This is a genomic window from Pseudomonas sivasensis (assembly GCF_052938085.1).
In genome coordinates, this window is record NZ_CP176442.1 from 4,427,099 (window position 1) to 4,452,882 (window position 25,784).

22 protein-coding genes are annotated in these 25,784 nt (G+C 60.5%); 8 read left to right on the forward strand and 14 right to left on the reverse strand.

What is annotated here, in order from left to right:
• Positions 1-13: 13 nt before the first annotated feature.
• The 5 genes from hisC to mtnA all read right to left on the reverse strand — a co-directional run bounded on the left by hisC (position 14) and on the right by mtnA (position 7,580).
• Positions 14-1,126 carry a histidinol-phosphate transaminase gene (hisC, locus tag ACKZ62_RS20360; RefSeq protein WP_032888914.1) on the reverse strand — a complete coding sequence of 371 codons (1,113 nt, stop codon included), beginning with the start codon at positions 1,124-1,126 and terminating at the stop codon, positions 14-16.
• A 9-nt stretch (positions 1,127-1,135) separates the two neighbouring features.
• Positions 1,136-2,230, reverse strand: coding sequence for a prephenate dehydratase (gene pheA / locus ACKZ62_RS20365; RefSeq protein ID WP_003172650.1), 1,095 nt, complete (start codon positions 2,228-2,230; stop codon positions 1,136-1,138).
• Positions 2,230-3,315, reverse strand: coding sequence for a 3-phosphoserine/phosphohydroxythreonine transaminase (serC, locus tag ACKZ62_RS20370; protein ID WP_032888912.1), 1,086 nt, complete (start codon positions 3,313-3,315; stop codon positions 2,230-2,232). Before serC ends, pheA begins: the two co-directional genes overlap by 1 nt.
• Before the next feature lie 110 nt (positions 3,316-3,425).
• Positions 3,426-6,086, reverse strand: a complete 2,661-nt coding sequence (gene gyrA / locus ACKZ62_RS20375; protein WP_095184190.1) for a DNA gyrase subunit A — start codon at positions 6,084-6,086, stop codon at positions 3,426-3,428.
• A gap of 423 nt (positions 6,087-6,509) precedes the next feature.
• Positions 6,510-7,580, reverse strand: a complete 1,071-nt coding sequence (mtnA, locus tag ACKZ62_RS20380) for an S-methyl-5-thioribose-1-phosphate isomerase (protein ID WP_099601430.1) — start codon at positions 7,578-7,580, stop codon at positions 6,510-6,512.
• 109 nt (positions 7,581-7,689) lie between these two features.
• On the opposite strand from mtnA, the gene ACKZ62_RS20385 reads away from it, so the two are divergent.
• The 4 genes from ACKZ62_RS20385 (at position 7,690) to ACKZ62_RS20400 (ending at position 11,403) form a co-directional block, all read left to right on the forward strand.
• On the forward strand, positions 7,690-9,021 hold the full coding sequence (locus tag ACKZ62_RS20385) for a TRZ/ATZ family hydrolase (protein WP_099601429.1): 1,332 nt from the start codon (positions 7,690-7,692) through the stop codon (positions 9,019-9,021).
• 64 nt (positions 9,022-9,085) lie between these two features.
• On the forward strand, positions 9,086-9,784 hold the full coding sequence (gene ubiG / locus ACKZ62_RS20390; protein WP_017734479.1) for a bifunctional 2-polyprenyl-6-hydroxyphenol methylase/3-demethylubiquinol 3-O-methyltransferase UbiG: 699 nt from the start codon (positions 9,086-9,088) through the stop codon (positions 9,782-9,784).
• A 4-nt stretch (positions 9,785-9,788) separates the two neighbouring features.
• Complete coding sequence (mupP, locus tag ACKZ62_RS20395) at positions 9,789-10,460, forward strand: N-acetylmuramic acid 6-phosphate phosphatase MupP (RefSeq protein WP_032888903.1); 672 nt, start codon at positions 9,789-9,791, stop codon at positions 10,458-10,460.
• A 202-nt stretch (positions 10,461-10,662) separates the two neighbouring features.
• Entirely contained in the window at positions 10,663-11,403 is a 741-nt protein-coding gene (locus tag ACKZ62_RS20400) for a YciK family oxidoreductase (protein WP_032888901.1), read from the forward strand.
• Between the two features lie 194 nt (positions 11,404-11,597).
• On the opposite strand, the gene ACKZ62_RS20405 is transcribed toward ACKZ62_RS20400, so the two are convergent.
• The 6 genes from ACKZ62_RS20405 to ACKZ62_RS20430 are packed head-to-tail and all read right to left on the reverse strand — an operon-like array spanning position 11,598 to position 17,761.
• Positions 11,598-13,112, reverse strand: a complete 1,515-nt coding sequence (locus ACKZ62_RS20405) for an ABC transporter substrate-binding protein (protein WP_095184187.1) — start codon at positions 13,110-13,112, stop codon at positions 11,598-11,600.
• A 35-nt stretch (positions 13,113-13,147) separates the two neighbouring features.
• Complete coding sequence (locus ACKZ62_RS20410) at positions 13,148-14,119, reverse strand: ABC transporter ATP-binding protein (RefSeq protein WP_447095729.1); 972 nt, start codon at positions 14,117-14,119, stop codon at positions 13,148-13,150.
• The gene (locus tag ACKZ62_RS20415; RefSeq protein ID WP_447095730.1) at positions 14,116-15,072 is read right to left on the reverse strand and encodes an ABC transporter ATP-binding protein; all 957 of its coding nucleotides are present in this window, start codon (positions 15,070-15,072) and stop codon (positions 14,116-14,118) included. The genes ACKZ62_RS20410 and ACKZ62_RS20415 overlap by 4 nt, the downstream gene beginning before the upstream one ends.
• A complete protein-coding gene (locus tag ACKZ62_RS20420; RefSeq protein ID WP_447095731.1) occupies positions 15,069-15,926 on the reverse strand; it encodes an ABC transporter permease in 858 nt (285 codons plus the stop codon). The genes ACKZ62_RS20415 and ACKZ62_RS20420 overlap by 4 nt, the downstream gene beginning before the upstream one ends.
• Entirely contained in the window at positions 15,923-16,870 is a 948-nt protein-coding gene (locus ACKZ62_RS20425; RefSeq protein WP_032888892.1) for an ABC transporter permease, read from the reverse strand. The genes ACKZ62_RS20420 and ACKZ62_RS20425 overlap by 4 nt, the downstream gene beginning before the upstream one ends.
• A 3-nt stretch (positions 16,871-16,873) precedes the next feature.
• The gene (locus tag ACKZ62_RS20430; RefSeq protein ID WP_095184185.1) at positions 16,874-17,761 is read right to left on the reverse strand and encodes a proline iminopeptidase-family hydrolase; all 888 of its coding nucleotides are present in this window, start codon (positions 17,759-17,761) and stop codon (positions 16,874-16,876) included.
• Positions 17,762-17,944: 183 nt separating this feature from the next.
• On the opposite strand from ACKZ62_RS20430, the gene ACKZ62_RS20435 reads away from it, so the two are divergent.
• Complete coding sequence (locus ACKZ62_RS20435; protein ID WP_032888888.1) at positions 17,945-18,709, forward strand: LuxR family transcriptional regulator; 765 nt, start codon at positions 17,945-17,947, stop codon at positions 18,707-18,709.
• A 92-nt stretch (positions 18,710-18,801) separates the two neighbouring features.
• Positions 18,802-19,734, forward strand: a complete 933-nt coding sequence (locus tag ACKZ62_RS20440) for a proline iminopeptidase-family hydrolase (protein WP_032888886.1) — start codon at positions 18,802-18,804, stop codon at positions 19,732-19,734.
• A 100-nt stretch (positions 19,735-19,834) separates the two neighbouring features.
• Here the strand turns inward: ACKZ62_RS20440 and ACKZ62_RS20445 are convergent, their stop codons facing one another.
• On the reverse strand, positions 19,835-21,337 hold the full coding sequence (locus ACKZ62_RS20445; RefSeq protein ID WP_032888883.1) for a nucleobase:cation symporter-2 family protein: 1,503 nt from the start codon (positions 21,335-21,337) through the stop codon (positions 19,835-19,837).
• Between the two features lie 157 nt (positions 21,338-21,494).
• Between ACKZ62_RS20445 and ACKZ62_RS20450 the strand changes: the two genes are divergently transcribed.
• Positions 21,495-22,328, forward strand: coding sequence for a nucleoside-binding protein (locus ACKZ62_RS20450; protein ID WP_447095732.1), 834 nt, complete (start codon positions 21,495-21,497; stop codon positions 22,326-22,328).
• Between the two features lie 67 nt (positions 22,329-22,395).
• Here the strand turns inward: ACKZ62_RS20450 and punC are convergent, their stop codons facing one another.
• Positions 22,396-23,574 carry a purine nucleoside transporter PunC gene (gene punC, locus ACKZ62_RS20455; protein WP_032888880.1) on the reverse strand — a complete coding sequence of 393 codons (1,179 nt, stop codon included), beginning with the start codon at positions 23,572-23,574 and terminating at the stop codon, positions 22,396-22,398.
• 122 nt (positions 23,575-23,696) lie between these two features.
• Here punC and punR point away from each other — a divergent pair, with 122 nt between their 5' ends.
• The gene (gene punR, locus ACKZ62_RS20460; protein ID WP_095184183.1) at positions 23,697-24,620 is read left to right on the forward strand and encodes a DNA-binding transcriptional activator PunR; all 924 of its coding nucleotides are present in this window, start codon (positions 23,697-23,699) and stop codon (positions 24,618-24,620) included.
• On the opposite strand, the gene ACKZ62_RS20465 is transcribed toward punR, so the two are convergent.
• Positions 24,592-25,770, reverse strand: a complete 1,179-nt coding sequence (locus tag ACKZ62_RS20465; protein WP_447095733.1) for an acetylornithine transaminase — start codon at positions 25,768-25,770, stop codon at positions 24,592-24,594. The two genes, punR and ACKZ62_RS20465, sit on opposite strands and share 29 nt — an antisense overlap.
• Positions 25,771-25,784 lie beyond the last annotated feature (14 nt).

The window sequence follows — 25,784 nt, forward strand, 5'->3', positions numbered from 1 at the left end:
CAATGCAGTGACATCAACCACGAGCCAGAACCTTGGCCAGCGCTTCCAGGAAGCGGCTGTTTTCAGCCGGCAAGCCGATGGTGATGCGCAGGTGGTTGGGCATGCCGTAGTTAGCCACCGGACGCACGATCACACCTTCGCGCAACAGACCCTGGAAAACAGGCGCGGCCACTTGGCCGAGGTCGACGCAGATAAAGTTGCCCTTGGACGGAATCCAGCCCAGGCCCAACTCACGCAAGCCTTCCTGCAACTGCAGCATGCCGTTTTCGTTGATGCGCCGACCTTCTTCCAGGTACTCGGCATCCTTCACCGCCGCACAAGCCGCCGCCAAGGCGAGGCTGTTGACGTTGAACGGTTGGCGTACTCGGTTCAGCACATCAGCTACCACCGCCGTGGACAGACCATAGCCAACCCGCAGCGAAGCAAGGCCGTAAGCCTTGGAGAAAGTGCGCGACACCAGCAGGTTCGGATACGCCGCCAGGAAATCCAGGCCGTCCGGCAGGTCGCTGCCTTCTGCGTATTCGATGTAGGCCTCGTCCAGCACGACCAACACGTGCTCGGGCACATCCTGCAGGAATTCGTTGAGCGCCTGCTCATCGAACCAGGTACCCGTCGGGTTATTCGGATTGGCGATGAACACGACGCGGGTCTGGGCGTCGATTGCTGCCAGCATCGCTGGCAAGTCATGCCCCCAATCCTTGGCAGGAATCACGCGCGCGTCAGCACCGACGGCCTGAGTGACAATCGGGTAAACCGCGAACGCATGTTCACTGAACACCGCATTCAGGCCTGGCGCCAAGTAAGCGCGACCGACCAGCTCAAGGATGTCGTTGGAGCCGTTACCCAGGGTCACTTGGTTCAGATCGACCCGGCACTTTTCCGCCAACAACGACTTCAGGGCGAAGCCGTTGCCATCCGGGTAACGGGTCAGCTCGGCCAGTTCCTCACGAATCGCCGCCAGCACTTTGGGGCTAGGGCCCAGCGGGTTCTCGTTGCTCGCCAGCTTGACGATCTTCGACGGATCCAGGTTCAACTCACGCGCCAGCTCGTCCACAGGCTTGCCCGGAACGTAAGGCGACAGTTGTTGCACGCCCGGCTGAGCCAGGGCGAGGAAGTTGCCACTCATGTTAACGCCTCACAAAACCGCTTTCGGGTAAGAGCCCAGCACCTTGAGCGCCACGGCCTCTTGACTGATTTTCTCCAGCACACCTTTGACCAGCGGGTCGCGGTGATGGCCGATGAAATCGATAAAGAACACGTATGTCCATTTACCGCTGCGCGAAGGACGAGTCTCGATGCGCGTCAGGTCAATCCCGTTGTCGTGAAACGGCACCAGCAGTTCATGCAGCGCGCCAGGCTTGTTGCTCATCGAGACGATGATCGAGGTCTTGTCGTCGCCGGTCGGCGGCACTTCCTGGCTGCCGATCATCAGGAAGCGCGTGGAGTTGTCCGGACGGTCCTCGATTTTTTCGGCTAGACGCGTCAAGCCATAAAGACCTGCGGCCATATCACCGGCAATCGCCGCCGAGTTCCACTCACCTTTGACACGCTTGGCCGCTTCGGCGTTGCTGGATACCGCCACGCGCTCGACATTCGGGTAATGGGCATCCAGCCACTTTCGGCACTGGGCCAGGGACTGGGCGTGGGAATAGATGCGGCTGATGCTGTCGGTCTTGGTGTTCTCGCCCACCAGCAGGTGATGGTGGATACGCAGCTCGACTTCGCCGCAGATCACCATGTCGTGCTCAAGGAAGCTGTCCAGGGTGTGGTTGACCGCGCCTTCAGTGGAGTTTTCCACTGGCACCACGCCAAAATTCACCGCACCGGCCGCCACTTCACGGAACACTTCGTCGATGGCCGCCATCGGCTTGCTGATCACAGCGTGGCCGAAGTGCTTCATGGCCGCCGCCTGGGTAAACGTACCCTCAGGACCGAGATAAGCAACCTTCAGCGGCTGCTCAAGCGCCAGGCACGACGACATGATTTCACGGAACAACCGCGCCATCTCTTCGTTGCCCAGCGGCCCCTTGTTACGCTCCATCACGCGTTTGAGCACCTGAGCTTCACGCTCGGGGCGGTAGAACACCGGCACTTCGCCTTCAGCGAGGGACGCCATCTTCACCCGTGCCACTTCCTGGGCGCACCGCGCACGTTCACTGATCAGCTCCAGGACTTTCTCATCCAGGCTGTCAATGCGTACACGCAGGGCCTTGAGCTCTTGTTCAGACATTAGCCGTGTTCCTTTTCGAACTCTGCCATGTAGGCAACCAGCGCATTGATCGCGTGGATGTCGACAGCGTTATAGATGGAGGCGCGCATGCCACCCACCGAACGGTGGCCCTTGAGGTTCAACAGGCCGCGCGCGTCGGCACCGGCCAGGAATGGTTTGTCCAGACGGTCGTCAGCCAGGCGGAACGGCACGTTCATCCACGAGCGGTCGCTTGGATTGATGGGGTTGCTATACAGGCCGCTGGCGTCAATGAAGTCGTACAGGGTGCGCTTCTTCTCTTCGTTGAGCTTGCCCATGGCGGCGACACCGCCCTGCTCTTTCAGCCACTCGAATACCAGGCCGGACAGGTACCAGGAGAACGCCGGCGGGGTGTTGTACATCGATCCGTTGTCGGCTGCGACCTTGTAGTTGAGCATGGTCGGGCACAGCGAACGGGCGCGGCCCAGCAGGTCTTCACGAACGATGTTAACCAGGATGCCACTTGGACCGATGTTCTTCTGCGCGCCGGCATAGATCATGCCGTACTTGGACACATCGATAGGCCGCGAGAGGATGTCCGAGGACATGTCGCACACCAGCGGAACGTCGCCGACTTCCGGCACCCAGTCGAACTCCAGGCCGCCAATGGTTTCGTTCGCGACGTAGTGCACGTAGGCCGCATCCTTCGACAGCTTCCATTCGTTCTGACCTGGGATGGCGAAGTAGTCGTAGGGCTTAGCGGTGCCGGCGACGTTGACGTGACCGTAGCGCGAGGCCTCTTCAATAGCCTTCTGCCCCCAGATACCGGTGTCGATGTAGTCGGCAGTGCCGTCTTCCGGCAGCAGGTTCAGCGGGATCTGGGCGAACTGCTGGCTCGCGCCACCCTGCAGGAACAGCACTTTGTAATCGGATGGAATGCCCAGCAAGTCGCGCAGATCCTGCTCGGCCTTTGTAGCAATGGATACGAACTCATCGCTGCGATGGCTCATTTCCATCACGGAGAGGCCTTTTCCATGCCAGTCGAGGAGTTCACCCTGCGCACGCTGCAGGACTGCTTCAGGAAGCGCCGCGGGACCGGCACAGAAGTTATAGGCTCTCTTGCTCACATCCAATCTCACTCTGATCTGGTGGGGTGGTGCAATAAATCGGGATTTCAATATTTCACAAGGGACAAACAACAAGGGGGCGAATCTTCATCCGCCCCCTTTGTGTCCGCTTATTCCTGCGGTTCTTCTTCGTCTGCGGCAGCATCGAGGGTTGGCTCGTCGACGATATCATCGCCACTCGCCATGACCTCACCTGCGAACTCGGCATCGGCCTCGTCCAGCTCTTCGCCTTCAACTTCCGATGGTTCCTGGACACGCTCCAGGCCTACCAGTGTCTCGTCGCTGGCCAGCTTGATGAGCGTCACGCCTTGGGTGTTGCGACCCAGGCTCGACACTTCAGCCACACGGGTACGTACCAGGGTGCCCTGGTCGGAAATAAGCATGATCTCCTCGCCGTCGAGCACCTGTACCGCGCCGACCAGACGGCCGTTGCGATCGTTGCTGACCATGGCAATAACGCCCTGGCCACCACGTTTGTACTCCGGGAACTCGCCGATGGCCGTACGCTTGCCATAACCACGCGCCGAAGCGGTGAGGATCTGGCTGCCTTCTTCCGGGATCAGCATCGAAATCAGCTTCTGCCCTTCCGGCAGACGCATGCCGCGCACACCGCGGGCGGTACGGCCCATGGCGCGAACGTCGGATTCCTTGAAGCGCGTAACCTTGCCGCCGTCGGAGAACAGCATGACTTCACGCTCGCCATCGGTGATGGCCGCGCTGATCAATACGTCGCCTTCGTCCAGCTCCAGGGCGATCAGGCCCACGCTGCGCTGGCGGCTGAAGGATTCGAGCGGGGTCTTCTTCACGGTGCCTTTGGCAGTTGCCATGAAGATGAAGTGACCTTCGGTGTATTCGTCTACCGGCAGCATGGTGGTGATGTATTCATCACTGTCCAGTGGCAGCAGGTTGACCAGCGGACGACCACGGGCGGCGCGGGACGCTTCCGGAATTTCGTAGGTTTTGAGCCAGTACACCTTGCCCTTGCTGGAGAACAGCAGCAGCGTGGTGTGGCTGTTGGCGACCAGCAGGTGAGCGATGTAGTCCTCATCCTTCACGCCAGTAGCCGATTTACCTTTACCGCCGCGACGCTGGGCCTGGTACGCAGCCAATGGCTGGGTCTTGGCATAGCCGCCGTGGGAGATCGTAACCACGCGCTCTTCTTCCGGGATCATGTCACCCAGGGTCAGATCAAGACGGGCATCGAGGATTTCGGTGCGGCGCACGTCGCCGTATTCGGCGCGGATTACTTCCAGTTCTTCGCGGATCACTTCCATCAGGCGCACGGCGCTGTTGAGGATGCGGATCAACTCGCCGATCTGGTTGAGAATTTCCTGGTACTCGGCCAGCAGCTTCTCGTGCTCAAGGCCGGTCAGACGGTGCAGGCGCAGTTCCAGGATAGCCTGGGCCTGTTCCGGCGACAGGAAGTACTTGCCGTCACGCAGACCGTATTGCGGGTCCAGTGTCTCCGGGCGGCACGAGTCAGCACCGGCACGTTCAACCATCGCCACGACGGCGCTGGATTCCCACGGCATCTTGATCAGCGCTTCTTTCGCTTCCGATGGTGTCGGCGAGGCTTTGATCAGGGCGATAACCGGGTCGATGTTCGACAGCGCAACCGCCTGGCCTTCCAGAATGTGGCCACGCTCGCGGGCCTTGCGCAGTTCGAATACGGTACGGCGGGTCACTACTTCGCGACGGTGACGCACGAAGGCTTCCAGCAGATCCTTGAGGTTCAGGATGCGCGGGCGGCCGTCGATCAGGGCAACCACGTTGATACCAAACACGCTTTGCAGCTGGGTCTGGGCATAGAGGTTGTTGAGGATCACCTCAGGCACTTCGCCACGACGCAGCTCGATCACTACGCGCATACCGTCTTTGTCGGATTCGTCGCGCAGCTCAGTGATGCCTTCGAGTTTCTTCTCTTTAACCAGCTCGGCGATCTTTTCGATCAGACGCGCCTTGTTCAACTGGTAAGGGAGCTCGGTGATGACGATTTGCTGACGGCCACCGACCTTGTCGATGTCTTCGATCATCGAGCGGGCGCGCATGTAAATGCGGCCACGGCCGGTGCGGTAGGCTTCGATGATGCCGGCGCGACCGTTGATGATCGCGGCGGTCGGGAAGTCCGGACCCGGGATGTACTGCATCAACTCATCGACGGTCAGCTCAGGGTTGTCGATGAGGGCCAGGCAACCGTCGATGACTTCACCGAGGTTGTGCGGCGGGATGTTGGTCGCCATGCCCACGGCGATACCGCTGGAACCGTTGACCAGCAGGTTGGGGATCCGGGTAGGCATGACAGCCGGGATCATTTCGGTGCCGTCGTAGTTCGGCACCCAGTCCACGGTTTCTTTGTGCAGGTCAGCCAGCAGCTCATGCGCCAGCTTGGTCATGCGCACTTCGGTGTATCGCATGGCAGCGGCGTTGTCGCCGTCGACGGAACCGAAGTTACCCTGGCCGTCTACCAGCAGGTAGCGCAGGGAAAACGGCTGGGCCATACGTACGATGGTGTCGTACACCGCAGTGTCGCCGTGAGGGTGATACTTACCGATCACGTCACCGACAACACGGGCAGATTTCTTGTACGGCTTGTTCCAGTCGTTACCCAGCTCGCTCATCGCGAACAGCACACGCCGGTGCACGGGCTTCAAGCCATCGCGCGCATCAGGCAGTGCCCGACCGACAATTACGCTCATCGCGTAGTCGAGGTAGGACTGTTTCAGCTCGTCTTCGATATTGACCGGGAGGATTTCTTTGGCCAGTTCGCCCATGAGAAGCCTGATTCCTTTTTCGGGTGAAACCTCGTCACATCCATATGGGACGAACGAAGCTCGCCGCTGCCGACAGAGTGCCTGACAACGACTTACGACAAATCAACGAGTTATGACACGGATCTGCACGTTATAGGCAACCCCTCGGGGCGGCCCTGGAAACCGCCGGATGTTATCACAATCGCCGCCACGCACCTATCCCCCTGATGCGCATGGAGACTAGTAATTTGACGGATGACAGGCTTGAGGGGGACGAGAGGGGCTCAGAGATGGGGTGGTGCTTTTTTTTGAGGGCGGATCCGAGGGTTTTATTGACTTTCAGGGCCAATCGGGGGCAAGCCCCCTCATACATTTTGACTGTGTTCGCCATTCAAGTGTGGGAGGGGCTTGCCCCCGGTAGCCATTTCACAGACACCGCAACCCTCAATGCAACCGCTTACGGCACATCAGCTTGGCCAATTTCGCCGTATCCGGCCGCTCAACCACGCCCTTCTCAGTCACAATCACATCAATCAGGTCGGCCGGAGTCACATCAAATACCGGGTTAAACGCATTAACCTCCAGGCGCTTCCCGTTGACCTCCAGCAGCTCACCGGGATCGCGCTCTTCCAACGCAACATCTTCGCCAGTGGCCATCATCAGATCCAAGGTCGAACTCGGTGCCACCACCATAAACCGCACGCCGTGATGCATGGCACACACCGCCAACTGGTATGTGCCGATCGTGCTGACCACATCTCCATTGGCCGCAATACAGTCAGCCCCGACGATCACCCAGGTCACGCCTTTGGTCTTGAGGATATGCGCGCCCGCCGAGTCGGCATTGACCGTGACAGGGATGCCCTCGCCCGCCAATTCCCAGGCCGTCAGCCGCGAACCTTGCAGCCAGGGCCGGGTTTCATTGGCATAGACGTGTTCAACCAAGCCTTCCAAGAAGGCCGCACGCACAACCCCGAGGGCCGTGCCGACACCGCCCGTCGCCAACGCGCCGGCATTGCCATGGGTTAGGATCGCCTGGGCGTTACCCTGGTGCTTGCGAATCCGCTCAACGCCCAACTGCGCCATCACAAGGTTGGCTTCGCGGTCACTTTCATGGATCGCGATGGCCTCTGCTTCCAGGACTGCCAGCGGATCGGCGTGCATCTTGATGCGATCCAGGCGATCGCGCATGCGCTTGAGGGCCCAGAACAGGTTCGACGCTGTGGGACGAGTATCGGCCAGCAGCGCGTAATCTTCCTCCCACGCAGCCTGCCAGTCTTCGCCCTCGGCCATACGATCACGGGCGGCCAGTACCAAGCCATAGGCCGCACTGATACCGATGGCCGGCGCACCACGCACCACCATGGCGCGAATGGCGGCAGCCACGTCGTCGACCGTGGAGCAGGCCACCCAGTTTTCCTGGGACGGCAAGGCACGCTGATCGAGCAGGTGCAGCGTGCCATCACGCCAATCGATGGCCTTCACTTTCTCCGCTGCCAACAGTCGGTCGCGCATCCCTTACTCCGCACTCATGAACAAAAGCCGCCGATTATAGCGATCCGCCAGCCAGGACGCTCGGGTATACTTCGCGCTTCTTTTATAGCTGCCCGGGAAGAAGCCTGCGATGACCTCCACTGCCGCCCCGCTCGACTTACTGCTACTGCCAACCTGGCTGGTACCTGTCGAACCTGCTGGCGTGGTGCTCAAGGAACATGGCGTGGGCATCCGGGATGGGCGCATTGCCTTTATCGGGCCGCGGGCCGCTGCCTTGAAGCTGTCAGCCACTGAGGTGCGCGAACTGCCGGGGATGCTGCTCAGCCCAGGCCTGATCAACGCCCACGGGCACGCGGCGATGAGCCTGTTTCGCGGCCTGGCCGATGACCTGCCCTTGATGACCTGGCTGGAAAAACACATCTGGCCCGCCGAAGCCAAGTGGGTCGATGAAGCCTTCGTGCGTGATGGCACCGACCTGGCCATCGCCGAGCAACTCAAGGGCGGCATCACTTGCTTCTCCGACATGTACTTCTACCCCAAGGTCGCCAGCGATTGCGTGCACAACAGCGGCATGCGTGCACAGATCGCGATTCCGATCCTCGACTTCCCGATTCCCGGCGCCAGTACCGCCGATGAGGCGATCCGCCAGGGCATCGAGCTGTTCGGCGACCTCAAGCACCACCCGCGCATCAAGATTACGTTCGGCCCCCACGCGCCCTATACCGTGTGCGATGCCAACCTTGAAAAGATTCGGGTGATCGCCGAAGAGCTGGACGCCGCGATCCATATGCACGTGCACGAAACCGCCTTCGAGGTGCAGCAAGCCGTCGAACAGACCGGCGAACGCCCGCTGGCACGCTTGGGCCGCCTCGGATTACTGGGGCCGCGCTTCCAGGCCGTTCATATGACTCAAATCAGCGAGGACGACCTGGCTTTGCTGGTAGAAAGCAACACCAGCGTTATCCATTGCCCGGAATCCAACCTTAAACTGGCCAGCGGCTTCTGCCCGGTGGAGCGTCTGTGGCAGGCTGGGGTCAATGTGGCCATCGGCACCGATGGCGCTGCCAGCAACAATGACCTGGACCTGTTGGGCGAAACCCGCACCGCTGCGATGCTGGCCAAGGCCGTCGCCGGCTCGGCCACCGCGCTGGACGCGCACCGTGCATTGCGTATGGCTACGCTCAACGGTGCGCGGGCCATGGGCCTGGAAAGCGAGATTGGCTCCCTGGAAGTGGGCAAGGCGGCGGATATGGTCGCCTTCGATCTCACAGGGCTGGCGCAACAACCGATCTACGATCCGGTCTCACAGCTTATATATGCCACCGGGCGCGATTGCGTGAAACACCTTTGGGTCGCCGGCAAGCAGTTGCTCGACGATCGGCAACTCACCCGCATGGATGAACAACAGTTGACCGCCACGGCCATTGCCTGGGGAAAACGCATCAGCGGGCACACCGAATAACGCTGGCTCTGAACCTGAGTGTTCAGGACCGACAAACCGATTTATCAGATTTAGAGGATTCACCATGAGCAACGTCGACCACGCAGAAATCGCCAAGTTTGAAGCCTTGGCCCACCGCTGGTGGGACCGCGAAAGCGAGTTCAAACCCCTCCACGACATCAACCCGCTGCGGGTCAACTGGATTGACGAACGCGTCAACCTGGCCGGCAAGAAGGTGCTGGACGTCGGCTGCGGCGGCGGCATCCTCAGCGAAGCCATGGCCCAGCGCGGCGCCACGGTGATGGGGATCGACATGGGTGAAGCGCCGCTGGCCGTGGCACAACTGCACCAGCTGGAGTCCGGCGTGAACGTGGAATACCGCCAGATCACAGCCGAAGACCTGGCTGAAGAGATGCCCGAGCAGTTCGACGTGGTCACCTGCCTTGAGATGCTTGAGCACGTACCGGATCCCTCCTCGGTGATCCGCGCCTGCTTCCGCATGGTCAAGCCCGGCGGCCAGGTGTTCTTCTCCACCATCAACCGCAACCCCAAGGCCTACCTGTTCGCGATCATTGGCGCCGAATACATCATGAAGCTGCTGCCGCGCGGCACCCATGACTTCAAGAAATTCATCCGCCCGTCCGAGCTGGGCGCCTGGAGCCGCCAGGCCGGGCTGACCGTCAAGGACATCATCGGCCTGACCTACAACCCGCTGACCAAGCACTACAAACTGGCCAGCGACGTTGACGTCAACTACATGATCCAGACCCTGCGCGAGGAGTAAGCCTGTGAAGTTGCGAGCGGTTCTCTTCGATATGGACGGTACCTTGCTGGACACCGCGCCGGACTTCATCGCCATCTGCCAGGCCATGCGCGCCGACCGCGACCTGGCGCCGATCAACCCGCAGCATATTCGCGATGAAATTTCCGGCGGTGCGCGGGCGATGGTCGCCGTGACTTTCTCGATGGACCCGGAGTCACCGGGCTTTGAGGAACTACGCCAGGAATTCCTGGAGCGCTACCTGAAGGACTGCGCGGTGCACAGCAAGCTGTTCGACGGCATGGCCGAGCTTCTGGAAGACATCGAGAAGGCCAAGCTGGTCTGGGGCGTCGTCACCAACAAGCCGTTGCGCTTCGCCGAACCAATCATGCAGCAGTTGGGCCTGGCCGAGCGTTCGGCCCTGCTGATCTGCCCGGACCACGTGACAAACAGCAAGCCAGACCCGGAACCGATGATCCTGGCGTGCAAGATGCTCGGCCTGGACCCGGCCAGCGTGTTGTTCGTGGGCGATGACCTGCGCGACATCGAGTCCGGCCGCGATGCCGGCACGCGCACGGCGGCGGTCAGCTACGGCTATATCCACCCGGACGACAACCCACGCCACTGGGGCGCAGATGTAGTGGTGGATCACCCACTGGAACTGCGCAAGGTGCTGGATAACGCACTGTGCAGTTGCTAATGGCTCACCGGCCTTAGTGATTGATAACGATCCAAATGTGGGAGGGGCGGTTCGACGATTCGACTTGCCCCCGATTGCAGTGTGTCAGTCACTGCATTTGCTGACTGATACACCAGTATCGGGGGCAAGCCCCTCCCACAGGGGATCTTCAGTGTTTTCCAGCTCGCTGTTTGTAACCTGCTGAATTCTGTCGAGGCTTTTTATGTTTGATTACTCTGCACGTCCAGAACTGCTCAAAGACCGGGTCATCCTGGTGACCGGCGCCGGTCGCGGGATTGGCGCGGCGGCGGCAAAAACCTATGCCGCCCATGGCGCTACCGTGCTGTTGTTAGGCAAAACCGAAGCCAATCTGGCCCAGGTCTACGACGAAATCGAAGCGGCCGGCAACCCGCAGCCAGTGGTGATCCCATTCAACCTGGAGACCGCCCTGCCCCATCAATACGATGAGCTGGCAGCCATGATCGAAAAAGAATTCGGCCACCTCGACGGCCTGCTGCACAACGCCTCGATCATCGGCCCGCGCACGCCCATCGAGCAGCTCTCCGGTGAGAACTTCATGCGGGTGATGCACATCAACGTCAACGCAATGTTCATGCTCACCAGCACCTTGTTGCCGCTGCTCAAGCTGTCCCAGGATGCGTCGGTGGTGTTCACCTCCAGCAGCGTAGGCCGCAAGGGCCGCGCGTATTGGGGCGCTTATGGGGTGTCGAAGTTTGCCACTGAAGGCTTGATGCAGACCTTGGCGGATGAGCTTGAAGATGTGGCAGCGGTGCGGGCCAACAGCATCAACCCTGGCGGCACTCGTACCAGCATGCGGGCCCAGGCGTATCCGGGGGAGAACCCGATGGAAAGGCCGGCGCCGGAAGAGATCATGCCGGTGTACCTGTACCTGATGGGGCCGGACAGTGCCGGCATCAATGGGCAGGCGTTTGATGCGCAGTAACATCTGACACCCAACTCGCTGTGTGAGTTGGCTTTTGTAGTGAGCGGGCTTGCCCCGCGCCGGGCTGCGAAGCGGCCCCAAAACCTGCCAGCGCGATCTCTCTGTCAGATCGCGCTGGCTGTACTGGGGGCTGCTTCGCAGCCCCGCGCGGGGCAAGCCCGCTCATCACAGGTCTCGCCCCACATTGGGTTTACTTAGTTCTTCACCACTTCCTCAAGGGTGAAGCGCCCCAGCGGGTTTTGCAGGAAATTGCTCACGTTCTTGCGTGAGATGTTGATGTAGGGGCTGTAGTACAAGTCGATCCAGTTCACATCCTGTTTCGCCAGTTTTTGCAGCTCGACATACATCTGCTCACGCTTGACCGGGTCCGCCTCAATCCGCGCCGCAGCCACCAGGTCCTTGACCTTGTCGTTCTTGTAGCGGGTCATGTAGTTCTGGTTGGTGTCGTGGCCCAGCACAAAGGTGGTCTTCTGGTCCGGGTCGAGGATGTCGTTGGTCCAGTACATCACGGAAATATCGTACTCACCGTCCACCAGCATCTGCCAGCTTTGAGTCGGGTCTACCTTCTGCAGGTTGGCGGTGACGCCGACTTTGGCCAACTGGTCCTTGATGATCACCGCGATCTGCTCGTCAGCCTCATTGCCGGCGTTGACCACATAGTTCAGCTTCAAGTCCTTGGCACCGGCAGCAGCCAGTAATTTCTTGGCTTCGGCCGGGTCGTACGGGCGTTGCAGGTTGTTGGCGTAGTGGTACAGCGAACCTTTTGGAATGTAGGAATAGGCCACGGTGCCCTGACCGTAGGTGGCGGTCTTGACCAGCGATTGTTTGTCGATGGCCATGTCCAGCGCCTGACGGACTTCCGGCTTGGCCAGCAGGCCATGGGCGTGGTTGATCAACAGGTGATCTTCACGGGTGGAAGGGTCGGCGTGGATCACCACGTTCTTGTCTTTCTTCAGCTCTTCAACCCGGGAGAACGGCACGAAGATCGCCGTGTCCAGCTCGTTGTTCTGCACCATGCGCATGCGCGTGTTGTCGTCGGTCACCGAGACCCACTCCACGCCATCCAGGCTCACATTCTTGGCCTGCCAGAAGTTCGGGTTCTTCTTCAGGATCACCCGATCGCCCTTGCGCCACTCCTCCACGGTAAACGCGCCGGATGTCACCGGGTTTTCCGAGTAGGCGTCTTCGCCCATCTTGGTCATGGCTTTTTCCGACAGGATCGAAACCGTCGGGGAAGCCAGTTGCGAGAGGAACGCCACGGCAGGCGTCTTCAAGGTGACGACCAGGGTTTTCGGGTCAGCGGCGTTGGCCGTGTTGATCAGGTTGAAAGGGTCCGCCCACAGCGAGGCTTTGTTATCGCGGATGCGCAGCAGGCTGAACGCCGCATCTTCAGCGGTGATCGGCGAGCCGTCAGAGAATTTCGCATCGCGCAGTTTGAAGGTGTAAGTCAGGCCATCCTTGGAAATCTCCCAGCTTTCGGCCAGGCCCGGTTCCATCTTGGTGCCCAGGTTATCCACGCGCACCAGGGTGTCGTAGACGTTGGCGAACACCCAGGTGTCGCGGTTTTGCGCGCTTTTGATCGGGTCGAACGTGGTGCTGTCTTCACGGCAGCCAATAGTCAGGACGCCAGCGGCCTGGGCCAACCCAGCGGTCAGCGACCAAGCCGTAAGCGTAGCGGCGGCGAGCAACTTCAAGTGACGGGATTGCATGTCATAACTCCTTGTTCATGAATGGCAGGAAAGGGTCAAACCAAAGGTGATTCAAGCACGCAACTGTATCGATGCTCGTGCAGGAAATGAGTAGGCGGCGACGCCACGGAACACATGGCTCGCGCATACCGGCAACGTGGATGAAAGGCACAGCCGGTGGGCAAATTCAGTGGGCTCGGTGGCTCACCGGGCAAAGGTTCTGCAGGCAATGGCCGATGCGGATCGATCTCCGGAATCGCCTGGATCAACGCCGCCGTATAGGGATGACGCGGCGCGCTGAACACTGCCTCAACGGGCCCTTCCTCGACGATCTTGCCCAAGTACATCACCGCCACGCGGTCGCACAGGCGCCGCACGATGGCCAAGTCATGGGCGATAAACAGGATGGCCAGGTTCATGCGCTGTTGCAGTTCCAACAGCAGATTGATGATCTGCCCCTGGATCGACACATCCAGCGCCGCCACGCACTCATCGGCGATGATCAGGCGCGGCTCCACCGCCAAAGCGCGAGCAATGCCGACGCGCTGGCATTGACCGCCACTGAGGGAGCCGGGTTTTCGACTGGCCAGTTCGGGGCGCAAGCCGACCAGCTCAAGCAGTTCGTTGACGCGCGCCGGGATGCGCTCTGCCGGGACTTTGCGCTGCACCCGAAGCACCTCGGCGATGGTTTCGCCGATGGTCTGGCGCGGGTTCAACGCGGCGTAGGGATCCTGAAAGATCATCGCCGTTTCATGGCGCAAACGCGCGATGTCGATCGCGCTGCCATGGGCCATGTCGATGCCATCGAACAACACCTGCCCGGCGCTGATCGGGTTGAGGCGCAGGATCGCCCGGCCAAGGGTGCTTTTACCGCTGCCGGACTCGCCCACCAACCCGAGGGTTTCGCCGGCCGCCAGGTTCAGCGACACACCGTTCACCGCCCTCACCCACTGCGTGTTCAGGCCAAAAAAACCGCTGCCGGACGCCGCAAAGCGCACCTCCAGGTCCTTGATCTGCAACAGGCTCATGGTCGCGCTCCCAGCGGATAGTGACAGGCTACGCGGGCACCTTCTGGCAGCACCTCGGTACATAAGGCACCGACCTGCGGGCAGCGCGGATTGAAGCGGCAGCCGCCGGGCAAGGCATCCAGCAACGGCGGCTGGCCGGGAATGGTGCGCAACAAGGCGTGGCCACTGCTGTGGGCCGGCTGGCAGTCAATCAGGCCAGCGGTGTACGGATGTTGCGGATGGGCCAGCAGGTCGTACTTACTGCCGTGTTCGCACAGGCGCCCCGCGTACATCACCGCGATGGAATCGCAGGTTTGCGCCACCACGCCCAAGTCGTGGGTGATCATGATGATCGACAAGCCACGCTGGTCGCGCAGGTCCAACAACAGACGCAGGATTTGCGCCTGGACGGTTACATCCAGGGCGGTGGTCGGCTCGTCGGCGATCAGTACCCTTGGGTTGCAGGCCAAGGCCACGGCGATCATGGCGCGCTGGCGCATGCCGCCGGAAAACTCGTGAGGATAGTTGTCGACGCGCGCCTGTGGATCGGGAATACCCACTTGGCGCAGTACGTCGACGGCGTGTCGTCGGGCGTCTTTTTTCGACGCGCCCTGGTGCAGGCGAATACCCTCGGCGATCTGCTCGCCGATGCGCATCAGCGGGTCGAGGTGGCTGCTGGGGTTCTGGAAAATCATGCCCAATTGCCCGCCGCGTATCGCACGCATGCCCGCGTCATCCAGTGACAGCAGATCCTGACCGGCCAGGCACACGGCACCGCCCTGCACGCGCAGATCAGGCGACGGCAGCAGCCGCATCAGGCCTCGGCAGGCCATGGTCTTGCCCGAGCCGCTTTCGCCCACCAAACCAAGGATTTCGCCTTCGGCCAGGTCGAAGGAGACGCGGTCGACCAAGGTGACATCGCGCCCCGCGTTATTGGCGATTACGCTGAGGTCTCGTACCTGAAGCAGACTCATGACCGATCCCCTAACACTTGCGCCACACCATCAGCCAACAGGCTGAAACCCATGGCTAGGGTCACGATGGCTAACCCCGGAAAGGTGCAGATCCACCAGGCCGTGGTAATAAACGCCTGCCCTTCGGCGACCATCGTCCCCCATTCGGCTGTCGGCGGTTGCACCCCAAGGCCCAGGTAGCTCACGGCGGCACCGTTGAGCAGCACCAGCACCGCATCGGACATGGAAAACACAATCGAGCCAAACATCGCATTCGGCAGCAAATGCCGGAACAGGATGCGCCCGTGACCAAAACCCAGGCTCTTGGCGGCCAGGGCAAAGTCGCTTTCCTTGAGCACCAGGATCTGCGAACGGATCAGCCTCGCATACGAGACCCAACCCACCAGCGCCATGGCGATGTAAAAGCTCTTCAGGCCCGGGCCGAGGATGGCCATGATCGCCAGCATCAGCACCAGGAACGGGAACGCCAGGATCACATCGATCACACGCATGCAGAAACTGTCGAAACGACCGCCGATGTAACCCGAGACCGCGCCCATAAAGGTGCCGATCATGAAGGGGAAAATGACCCCGATGATGGCCAACTGCAGGTCAATACGTGCGCCCCAGATGACCCTGGACAGAATGTCACGACCGTAGTTATCGGTGCCGAATGGATGGGCCAGGCTGGGACCGATCAAACTGATATCGGTGTTCTGTGCAATCGGATCAAAAGGCGCGATCCATGGCGCAAACAGCGCAAGGGTCAACCACACCAACAGTATCAATAGCCCCCACGCGGCCGTCAGCCGGCCATTGCGAAAACCAAAGCGCAGGCGCAAGCGCCATGGGGCAATCAGCGTGCGGCTGCTCATTGCATTTTCACCCGCGGGTCGAGGGCCACCGTCGCCACATCCGCGATGAAGTTGACCACCACCGTCGCGCAGGCCAACACCATGGCCACGCCCTGCACCACCATGTAGTCGCGGGTAAAAATGCCGCGCACCAATAACTGACCAATGCCAGGAATGGCGAACAGGCTTTCGATGACCACTGTGCCGCTGATCAGCCAGCCAATATTCACTGCCAGCAGGTTGACCGCTGGCACCAGGGAATTGGGCAACACATGGCGGCGAAACACGGCGGCTTCGGACAGTCCGCGCGCACGGGCGGCGGTAACATGGTCCGCCTGCAACTCCATCAACATGCTCGCCCGCAGGTTGCGCACCAGTACTGCCGACAGCGCCAGGGCAATAGTCAGGCACGGCAGGACCATATGGTGTGCCTTGTCCAGCCAGGTGCGACCGTAGCCGGACACCGGGAACAAGCCCCATTTCACACTCAGCAGCAGGATCAGCATCAAGCCCAGCCAGAACGCCGGCATGCCCAGGCCCACCGTGGTGAATACGCGGATCAGGTTGTCGGCCCAGCCGCCTTTATTGCGCGCAGCCCAGGTTGCCAGGGGCACCGCGATCAGCAGCGCCAGCACCACGCTGCCGAGTACCAGCACCAGGGTCGGCTCGATACGGGTGACGATCAGCTTCAGCGCGTCGACCTTGTACAGCAGCGATTGACCGAGGTCGCCCTTCAGGAGGTTCTTCAGAAAATAGAAATATTGCAGCCACAACGGCTGATCGAGGCCGTACTGGGCGCGGATTTTCAGCAACGCGTCCGGTGTGCTGCGCGAGCCGAGCAACGCACGCGCCGGGTCGCCGGGGATCGAGCGCACCAGCACAAAGGTAATCAGGCTGATGCCAAACAGCACCGGCAGCAATTGCAGCGGCCGGGACAGCACAAAACGGTAGCGCGCCAAGTTCATCCGTCAGCCTCGGTGGCGAGCAAGAAAGTCCAGCAGCACCGGGAAATACGCCTGGGGTTCTTCGTAGAACGGCATATGGCTGCTGTTGGGGAATACGTGCAGTTCGGCGTGTCTGGCCGCCATCTTCATGCGCATGGCACAGGCCGGGGTGAGTTCGTCGTGCTGGCCGGTGGTGATCAAGATCGGCATCTTGAAATCGGCCATCTCGGGGATGCGGTTCCAGTCCTTGAGGTTGCCGACATAGAGGAATTCGTTAGGGCCCTGCATGGTTTCGTAGGGGCCCATGTTCCAGTCGCCGAGGGAGCGTTTGACCGGCTCGGGCCATTCGTCCAGACGGCACACGTGGCGATAGTTGAGCAAGGTGATCGCGGCCTGGTACTGCGGGTGATCGAGAGTGCCCATGGCTTCATGGCGCTGCATCATGGCCACGGTTTCGCTGCCTAAGGCGCCGCGCAGGCGCTCCAGCTCCTGGGACAGGTGCGGAATGTCGCCGACAGTGTTTTCCAGGATCAGGCTTTTCAGCGCGTCGGGATAATGGATGGCGTATTCAATGCCCAGCCAGCCGCCCCATGAATGCCCGAGCAAGTGCACACGGCCCAGCCCCAGTGCCTGGCGCACGGATTCGACTTCTTCGACATAACGGCGTATTTCCCACAGGGAAACATCGGTCGGTCTGGCTGATGCCCCCGTTCCAAGCTGGTCGAATGCAACCACTCGCAGGTTATGCTCTTTGAGCCAGCCATGGGCGTCGCGCAAGTAGTCACACGGCAGGCCTGGCCCGCCGTTGAGGCACAACAGCACCTCATCGCCTTCGCCAAAGCTGTAGACCACGAGGTTATGGCCGTCGACTTGCACGTTGTACTGCTGGTCGGGGGCAATTTCACGCCACATGCATACATTCCTTGTGTTGTATCGGCCTGGCGAGTAGCGGCCGCTTGTCAGGCCAACACTACCGAGGATGCCGCGCGTCCATAACCTAGTAGTTCTTATAGGTTTGGCCTGGCAGTCCTTCGCCGGGGCGTGGCATTCTACTTGCCGCATGTCGAGATTCAAATGAATTCGGGAGCAGAACGGATGCTGACCAAGCTGACTGCCTTCAACAATCGTCTGATGCCGGGCAGGAGCCTGGATGAGCAGATGGACAACGCGTTTATCCTCGCTCAACAGTTAGGCTTCGATGCGCTGGTGTACGACTACTCCCCCGTGCCGATCGACCAGGACGGCGCATTGATCACCCCCTCGGTGCTGGAACTGCGCAATACACCACCCGACTGGCACGCATTATGGTGCAGCAAAGGGTTTTACCAGATCGACCCGGTGCAACACCTGGCCCTGAGCACGGTATCGCCGTTCGTATGGTCCTACGAAGCCAAGGCCGACACCCCATTGCAAAAAATCATCGATCCGTGCCACGCGCCGGTTTCATCCTACCTGCATGATCAGCAGCTGACCTGCGGCGTCAGCGTACCGATCCACCTGCCCCGTGGTGGCTTTGCTTCGCTGACCGGCCTGCGTATCGGTAGCGCGCACACGGTGTTGCAGGACGCGCAGCAAACTTTGTCGGATTTCAGTGTGATTTCCCATGCGTTGCAGGAAGCAGCCTACCCGCTGTTCAGCAAGGAACTGCGCACCTACCCCCATATTCACCTGACCAAACGCGAACGCGAGTGCCTGAAATGGGCCGCCGAAGGCCTGACCGCTGCTGAAATCGCCACGCAGTTGAGCCGTTCGCTGGCGGTGGTCACGCTGCACCTGGCTTCGGCGATGCACAAGCTGGGCGCCAAAAACCGAGTCCAGGCGGTGGTTCGGGCTACCCATTACCGCCTGCTGGAAGACTGATCCATCGGCAAAACCTAGCTGTTTTGCTAGTTACCTAAATTTCGCGCGCAGACTATCGTGTCCCTGGGCCTTTTTTCAGAGCAGGGTACGAAATGGAATTCATCGAAAAAATTCGCGAAGGGTATGCGGCCTTTGGCGCCTACCAGACCTGGTATCGCGTCACTGGCGACCTGTCCAGCGGCCGTACACCACTGGTCGTCATCCACGGCGGCCCCGGCTGTACCCATGATTATGTCGACGCCTTCAAGGACGTCGCAGCCAGCGGCCACGCGGTCATCCACTACGACCAACTGGGCAATGGCCGCTCCACGCATTTGCCTGAGAAAGATCCGTCCTTCTGGACCGTCGACTTGTTCCTCAAAGAACTGGATAACCTGCTGGATCACCTGCAGATCAGCGACAACTACGCGATCCTCGGCCAGTCCTGGGGCGGCATGCTCGGCAGTGAACATGCAATCTTGCAACCCAAGGGTTTGCGCGCGTTCATCCCGGCCAACTCCCCGACCTGCATGCGCACTTGGGTCAGCGAGGCCAATCGCCTGCGCCAATTGCTGCCGGAAGGCGTGCACGAAACCCTGCTCAAGCACGAAGCCGCTGGCACCTATCAGGACCCGGAATACCTCGCCGCCTCGCGGGTGTTCTATGACCAGCACGTATGCCGCGTGAACCCCTGGCCGGAGGAAGTGGCGCGCACTTTCGCCCAGGTCGATTCAGACCCTACGGTTTATCACGCCATGAGCGGCCCGACCGAGTTCCACGTGATCGGCAGTCTGAAGGACTGGAAATCCATTGGCCGCCTCTCGGCGATCAAGGTGCCGACCCTGGTGATCTCGGGCCGACATGACGAGGCCACCCCACTGGTGGTCAAGCCGTTTCTGGATGAGATCGCGGATGTACGCTGGGCGCTGTTCGAAGACTCCAGCCACATGCCCCACGTAGAAGAACGCCAGGCCTGCATGGGGACCGTGGTGAAGTTTTTGGATGAGGCCTGTTCAGTGCCGCACCCCGTTCGCAAGGCTGGTTGAGTTCCAAATGTGGGAGGGGGCTTGCTCCCGATCGCTGTGTGTCAGCCACTGTTTTTGTGACTGACCCATCGCTATCGGGAGCAAGCCCCCTCCCACATTTTTAGACCTCTGTGGTTTCAGCGTGGGCAGCTTTCCTTGGCACCTCCGCTACCAATGGAATCTCCTTGCCCTCGGCATCAAACAACTTGCCGCCCCTGAAGTAATCTCCATCCCGCAGCGCCGCGACATCGTGGAAGCACAAACTGCGCTCGGTCCCCGCCACGAACACCGACTGCTGATCCGAATTACCCGCCGTGAAGTGGTTAAACGCCAGGTTCAGCAGGATCGCCATGATCGCCGACGAGCTGATGCCCGAGTGGAAAATGGTCGCAAACCAGCTAGGGAATTGATCGTAGAAACTCGGCGCTGCAATCGGAATCATGCCAAAACCGATGGAGGTGGCGACGATGATCAGGTTCATGTTGTTGCGGTAATCCACTTTCGACAGCGTGCGAATACCACTGGCCGCCACGGTGCCGAACAGCACAATCCCGGCACCGCCCAGCACCGAGGTGGGCACCGCGGCGATCACCCGCCCCATGAATGGCAGCAGGCCGAGGATCACCAGGAACAGGCCACCGGTGGCAACCACGAAGCGACTCTTCACCCCGGTCACCGCCACCAGGCCGACGTTCTGGGCGAACGCACTCTGGGTGAACGAACCGAAGATCGGCGCGAACATACTCGACAGCATGTCGGCGCGCAGGCCATTACCGAGGCGTTTGGAGTCGACTTTGGTGTCGATGATTTCGCCCACGGCCAAAATGTCGGCCGAGGTTTCCACCAGGGTCACCATCACCACGATGCACATGGAAATGATCGCCGCGATGTGGAAGGTCGGCATGCCGAAATGGAAGGGCGTAGGGAAACCAAACATCGGGCCCTGGGTCACGCCGGAAAAGTCCGCCATGCCGAGGAACACCGCAATCACCGTGCCGATGACCATCGCCAGCAGGATCGACAGGCGCGAGATGGTTGCGCTGCCAATCTTGCTCAATAGCAGCACCAATACCAAGGTCAACGCCGCCAGGCCGATATTGGGCATGCTGCCGAAATCCGCAGCGCGGCTGTTACCGCCCATGGCCCAGCGCGCCGCCACGGGCATCAGCGTCAGGCCGATGGTGGTGATCACGATGCCAGTCACCAATGGCGGGAAGAACTTGGTAATCCGCGAGAACACTGGCGTGATCAGTAGCCCGATAAACGACGCGGCCATCACCGCCCCAAGAATCGCCGGCACCCCGCCAGCGCCGTCGCTGCCGACAATCGCCACCATCGTTGCCACACCGGCAAATGACACGCCCTGCACCAGCGGCAACTGACAGCCAAAGAACGGCAGGCCAAGGGTTTGCAACAGGGTGGCCAAGCCACCAGCGAACAGCGACGCGGCGATCAGCAGACCAATATCTGCCGGTGACAACCCGGCCGCCTGACCGACGATCAACGGTACCGCGACGATGCCGCCGTACATGGTGAGCACATGCTGCAGGCCGTAAGCCATGTTGGCGGCGACGCCGAGATTCTCATCTTCTGGCCGCTGCGGTGACGCCTTCGGGATAGTCATGGTGAGGGGTTCTCTGTTTTTGTTGTGCGGCCACTGTATGCAATGTTAGGACTAGATGTCCATAGAGTTGTATACAATCAATCGAACAAGATACCCTCCGCCGGCGTTACAAAAACAATCCGGCCGTGATGAGCCAGAACGCCAAAGGACCAGGACCATGAAAAAGGTATTACAGGGCGCCACCGTTGCACTCACCCTTCTCGGCGGCGGGGAGGCTGTCGCGGTGGAATGGATGAACAACAGCGTAGGCTTTCGCTACGGCCAGCAGTTCACCGACCCGAACAACCCCGATGAATTCAGCAAGCGCATCTACAGCTTCACCCACGCCAGCGGCTACCAGTACGGCAGCAATTTCCTGAACCTGGATGTGTTCCTGTCCGACAGCCGCGACCCGCGCAAGGGCACTGATCACGGTGGCAGCGAGGTGTACGCCGTGTATCGGCATCAGCTGTACGCCTCACGCGTATTTGATGTGCCGCTGGGCACCGGGCTGATCAAGGATTACGCGCTGACCTTGGGCTTTGATGCCAACCGCAACAACAACTTCGCCTCGGCCAAAAAGCGTGCGCTGGTGCTCGGCCCGACCTTGAAGTTCAACACCGTGGGCGTGCTGGACCTGAGCCTGATGTACTACAAGGAAAAGAATCACACCGGCATCACCGGCGCGCAGGAGTCGAACCACACCTTCGACGACACCTACATGCTTAACCTGACTTGGATGCGCCCATTCGAAATAGCCAACCACGCGGCAAAATTCCAGGGTTTTATCAATTACGTCGGGGAAAAAGGCGAGGACTACCATGGCCGTGACACTGCGCCGGAAGCCTTGATGCGCACCGCGTTGATGGTGGCGGTACGACCGGGTAAGAGCGTAAAGCCGAACCTGTACCTCGGCGTGGGTTACGAGTACTGGCACAACAAATTCGGTGTGGACGGCGGCCGGGGTAGCCGCACGTCAACACCGACGGTGAATATGGAGATCACGTTTTAGCCACTGACCCAGCCGAGTCAAAATGTGGGAGGGGCTTGCCCCCTCTCACAGTGATCGCACTGTCAGCCTAAACGCGCGACAGCTTCGAAGCCGTGTGCTTCGGCCGCGCCAGCCAGTAGCCCAACACCGCAAGTGGCGCGGTCGCCAGCATCACGATCACGGTGATCAGCAGCGGTTGGTCGATCATCGAAGACACCAGCAGGCTGCTGAGAAAACACAGGCCCAGTTGCAAGGTGTTTTGCAACGCGGCCGCCTTGCCGGAATTTTCCGCAAACGGCATCAGTGCATTCGCCACCACGATCGGATAACTCGCACCGTTGACCAACGCCATCAGACAGAACGGAATCAGCAAGGTGGTGAGGGTCGGCACGGTCATGGTCGCAACCAGATACAGCGCCACCATGCTGATGCAGTAGGCCGCCAGTAACCAAGGCAACAGCGTCTTGCCCTGGAAACGCTGCAAGGCGCTGCGGCAGCTGTAGCCGCCCACCAGAAACGCCAGTGTCGGCAACACGTAACTCAGGCCGATGTCATTCGGGCTGTAGCCCATGTCGCCAAGGATGAACGGCGAAGCCGTCAGCCAGGCAAAGAAACTGGCGGAGCAGGCAGCGAAGATCATCACGTTGCCGGTGAACACCCGGGAGGTGAGCAACTGCCCATAACCGAGGCGTGTCGGAGTTTCTGCCTGCCGTTTCGGCACGCTGCGCAGGAACAAGGTCGGCAGCAGCAACAGCAGTGATACGCCCAGCAAGACCCCAAAGATCGCCTGCCAACCGAAGTGATTCAGCACCATCGCGCCCAACAGCGGCGCCAGGGCAGGCGACAGCGACATCAGCGGCATGATGCTGGCGAACACCCGGTGAGCCTTGTCGGCCGGGTAGCGGTCAATGACCAGCGCCTGCCAGCTCACAGCAGCGGAGCACACGCCAATGGCCTGCATAAAGCGCAAGGCCAGCAACTGCGACGCGGTCTCGACCCAGAACATTCCGGCGCAGCCCAGCACAAACAGACTCAAGCCTGCGAGCAAGATCGGCTTGCGCCCCAGGCGATCGGACAACGGGCCCCACAGCAACTGCCCCAGCGCAAAGCCGGCGAGGAAAATACTCAAGCTGGCCCCCACCGCGCCAGCGCCAATCTGCAACTGCTCGCCCATGGCGCCGAACGCTGGCAAGTACATATCCATGGCCAGATAACCGAGCATGCTCAGCCCCGCCAGGTACCAGGTAAAACCAAAAGAATTTTTCATTGAAGCCTTGTAGATCTTGCCATCAAACTATTTGCTGACTGGCGGCCATTATGAGGCTGACAGATTTTGTGTGAAGCGATAATAATTGGACACTCTTATCAATAATTTTGAAGGCAGTCACCATGTGGTCTGAATACTCCCTGGATGTAGTCGATGCGGTGGCACGCCATGGCAGTTTCAGCGCTGCCGCCCAGGAATTGCACCGCGTGCCGTCGGCCATCAGCTACACGGTGCGTCAACTGGAAGAATGGTTGGCAGTGCCACTATTTGTGCGGCGCCATCGCGACGTAGAGCTGACCCCGGCGGGCCGTCTATTTATAGACGAAGCCCGAGGTGTGATGAAAAAGATGCTCGGCACGCGGCGTCTGTGTCAGCAAGTGGCGAACGGTTGGAGCGGTCAGTTGAAGGTGGCCGTGGACTCCATCGTCAAGCCCCAGCGTTGCCGGCAGTTGGTGCTGGATTTCTATCGACAGTTCCCCGAGGTGGAATTGTTGCTGGAATACGAGGTGTACAACGGCGTGTGGGACGCCCTTGCCGATGAGCGCACCGACATTGTGATCGGCGCCACCAGCGCGGTGCCGGTGGCCAGTCACTTCACCTTTCGCGACATGGGGTTGTTGAACTGGTTGTGTGTGGTCAGCGCCAAGCATCCACTGGCGGCGGTGCAAGGGCTGCTCAGCGATGACCAACTGCGCCCGTTCGCTTCACTGTGCATGACCGACACTTCACGCAACCTCCCCAAGCGCGACACCTGGACGCTGGATAACCAACGTCGGCTGGTGGTGCCGAACTGGGCGTCCGCCATCGATTGCCTGCGTGATGGTCTGTGCGTCGGCATGGCGCCAGCGCATCAGGTGTTGCCGTGGATCGAACGCGGTGAACTGGTGGCGCTGCAATTGACCCGGCCCTTCCCCGCCAGCCCGTCGTGCGTGGCCTGGGCACAGAACAAACTGTCCCCGGCCATGGCGTGGTTGCTGGAGTATCTGGGGGATAAAGAGACAATGAACCAGGAATGGCTCAATGGGCCTGATCCAATAAACGGGTGATGGCTCGCACGATCATTTCGACCTCCTTGGCATCCAGGGTCAACGGCGGCAACAGGCGAATGACCTTACCCCGCGTCACATTAATCAGTAGCCCATGCTCCTGGGCAGCGCGCTGGGCCAGTTCGCGGTAAGGGCTGGTCAGCTCGATGCCGATCATCAAGCCTTGCCCGCGAATCGCCATTACCTGCGGGTGTTCGTCCAATTCCATCCGCAACCGCGCCAGCAAGCGCTCGCCCTGCTGCGCAGCGTTCTGCAACAGGCCTTGCTCTTCGATAATGTCCAACACGGTGCAGCCCACGCGACACGCCAGCGGGTTACCGCCGAAAGTGCTGCCGTGGCTGCCCGGCGTGAATAACTGGGCCACCACCGCCCTTGCAAGGCAGGCGCCGATGGGCACACCGTTGCCCAGGCCTTTGGCCAAGGTCATCACGTCCGGCAGGATGCCTTCATGCTGGAAAGCAAACCAGGCGCCGGTACGACCGATGCCGGTCTGGATTTCATCCAGCATCATCAGCCAACCGTGGCGCGTGCAGTGATCGCGCAGCGCTTGCAGGTAACCCGGCGGCGCCGGCAGCACGCCGCTTTCGCCCTGGATCGGCTCCAGCAAGACCGCCGCGATCCGCGTACCAAACGTTTTGGTGAGCGCTTCGATGGCCGCCAGATCACCAAACCGGACCTTGAGAAAATCCCCCGGCAAGCGCTGAAAACCAAGGCGCACCGACGGCCCATCACTGGCGGCCATGGTGCCAAGCGTGCGGCCGTGGAAGGCATTCTCCATGACCACCACCAACGGCTCTTCGATGCCTTTTTTCCAACCATGCAACCGCGCCAGTTTCAGCGCGGTCTCGTTGGCTTCGGCGCCGGAGTTGTTGAAAAAAACGCGGTCCAGGCCGGACAGTTGCGTCAAGCGCTGGGCCAGCCGTTGCTGCCAATCAATGCTGTAGAGGTTGGAGGTATGCAGCAACAGGCCAGCTTGCTCGCTGATAGCCGTCACCAGTTTCGGGTGGGAGTGGCCGACATTGGTCACCGCCACACCCGCTACCGCGTCCAGGTATTCACGGCCCTGCTGATCCCATAGGCGTGTGCCCAGGCCACGGGTAAAACTCAAGGCCAAGGGTTGGTAGGTGGTCATCAGGCAGGCGGCGGTCATGGTGGCAGGCTCCG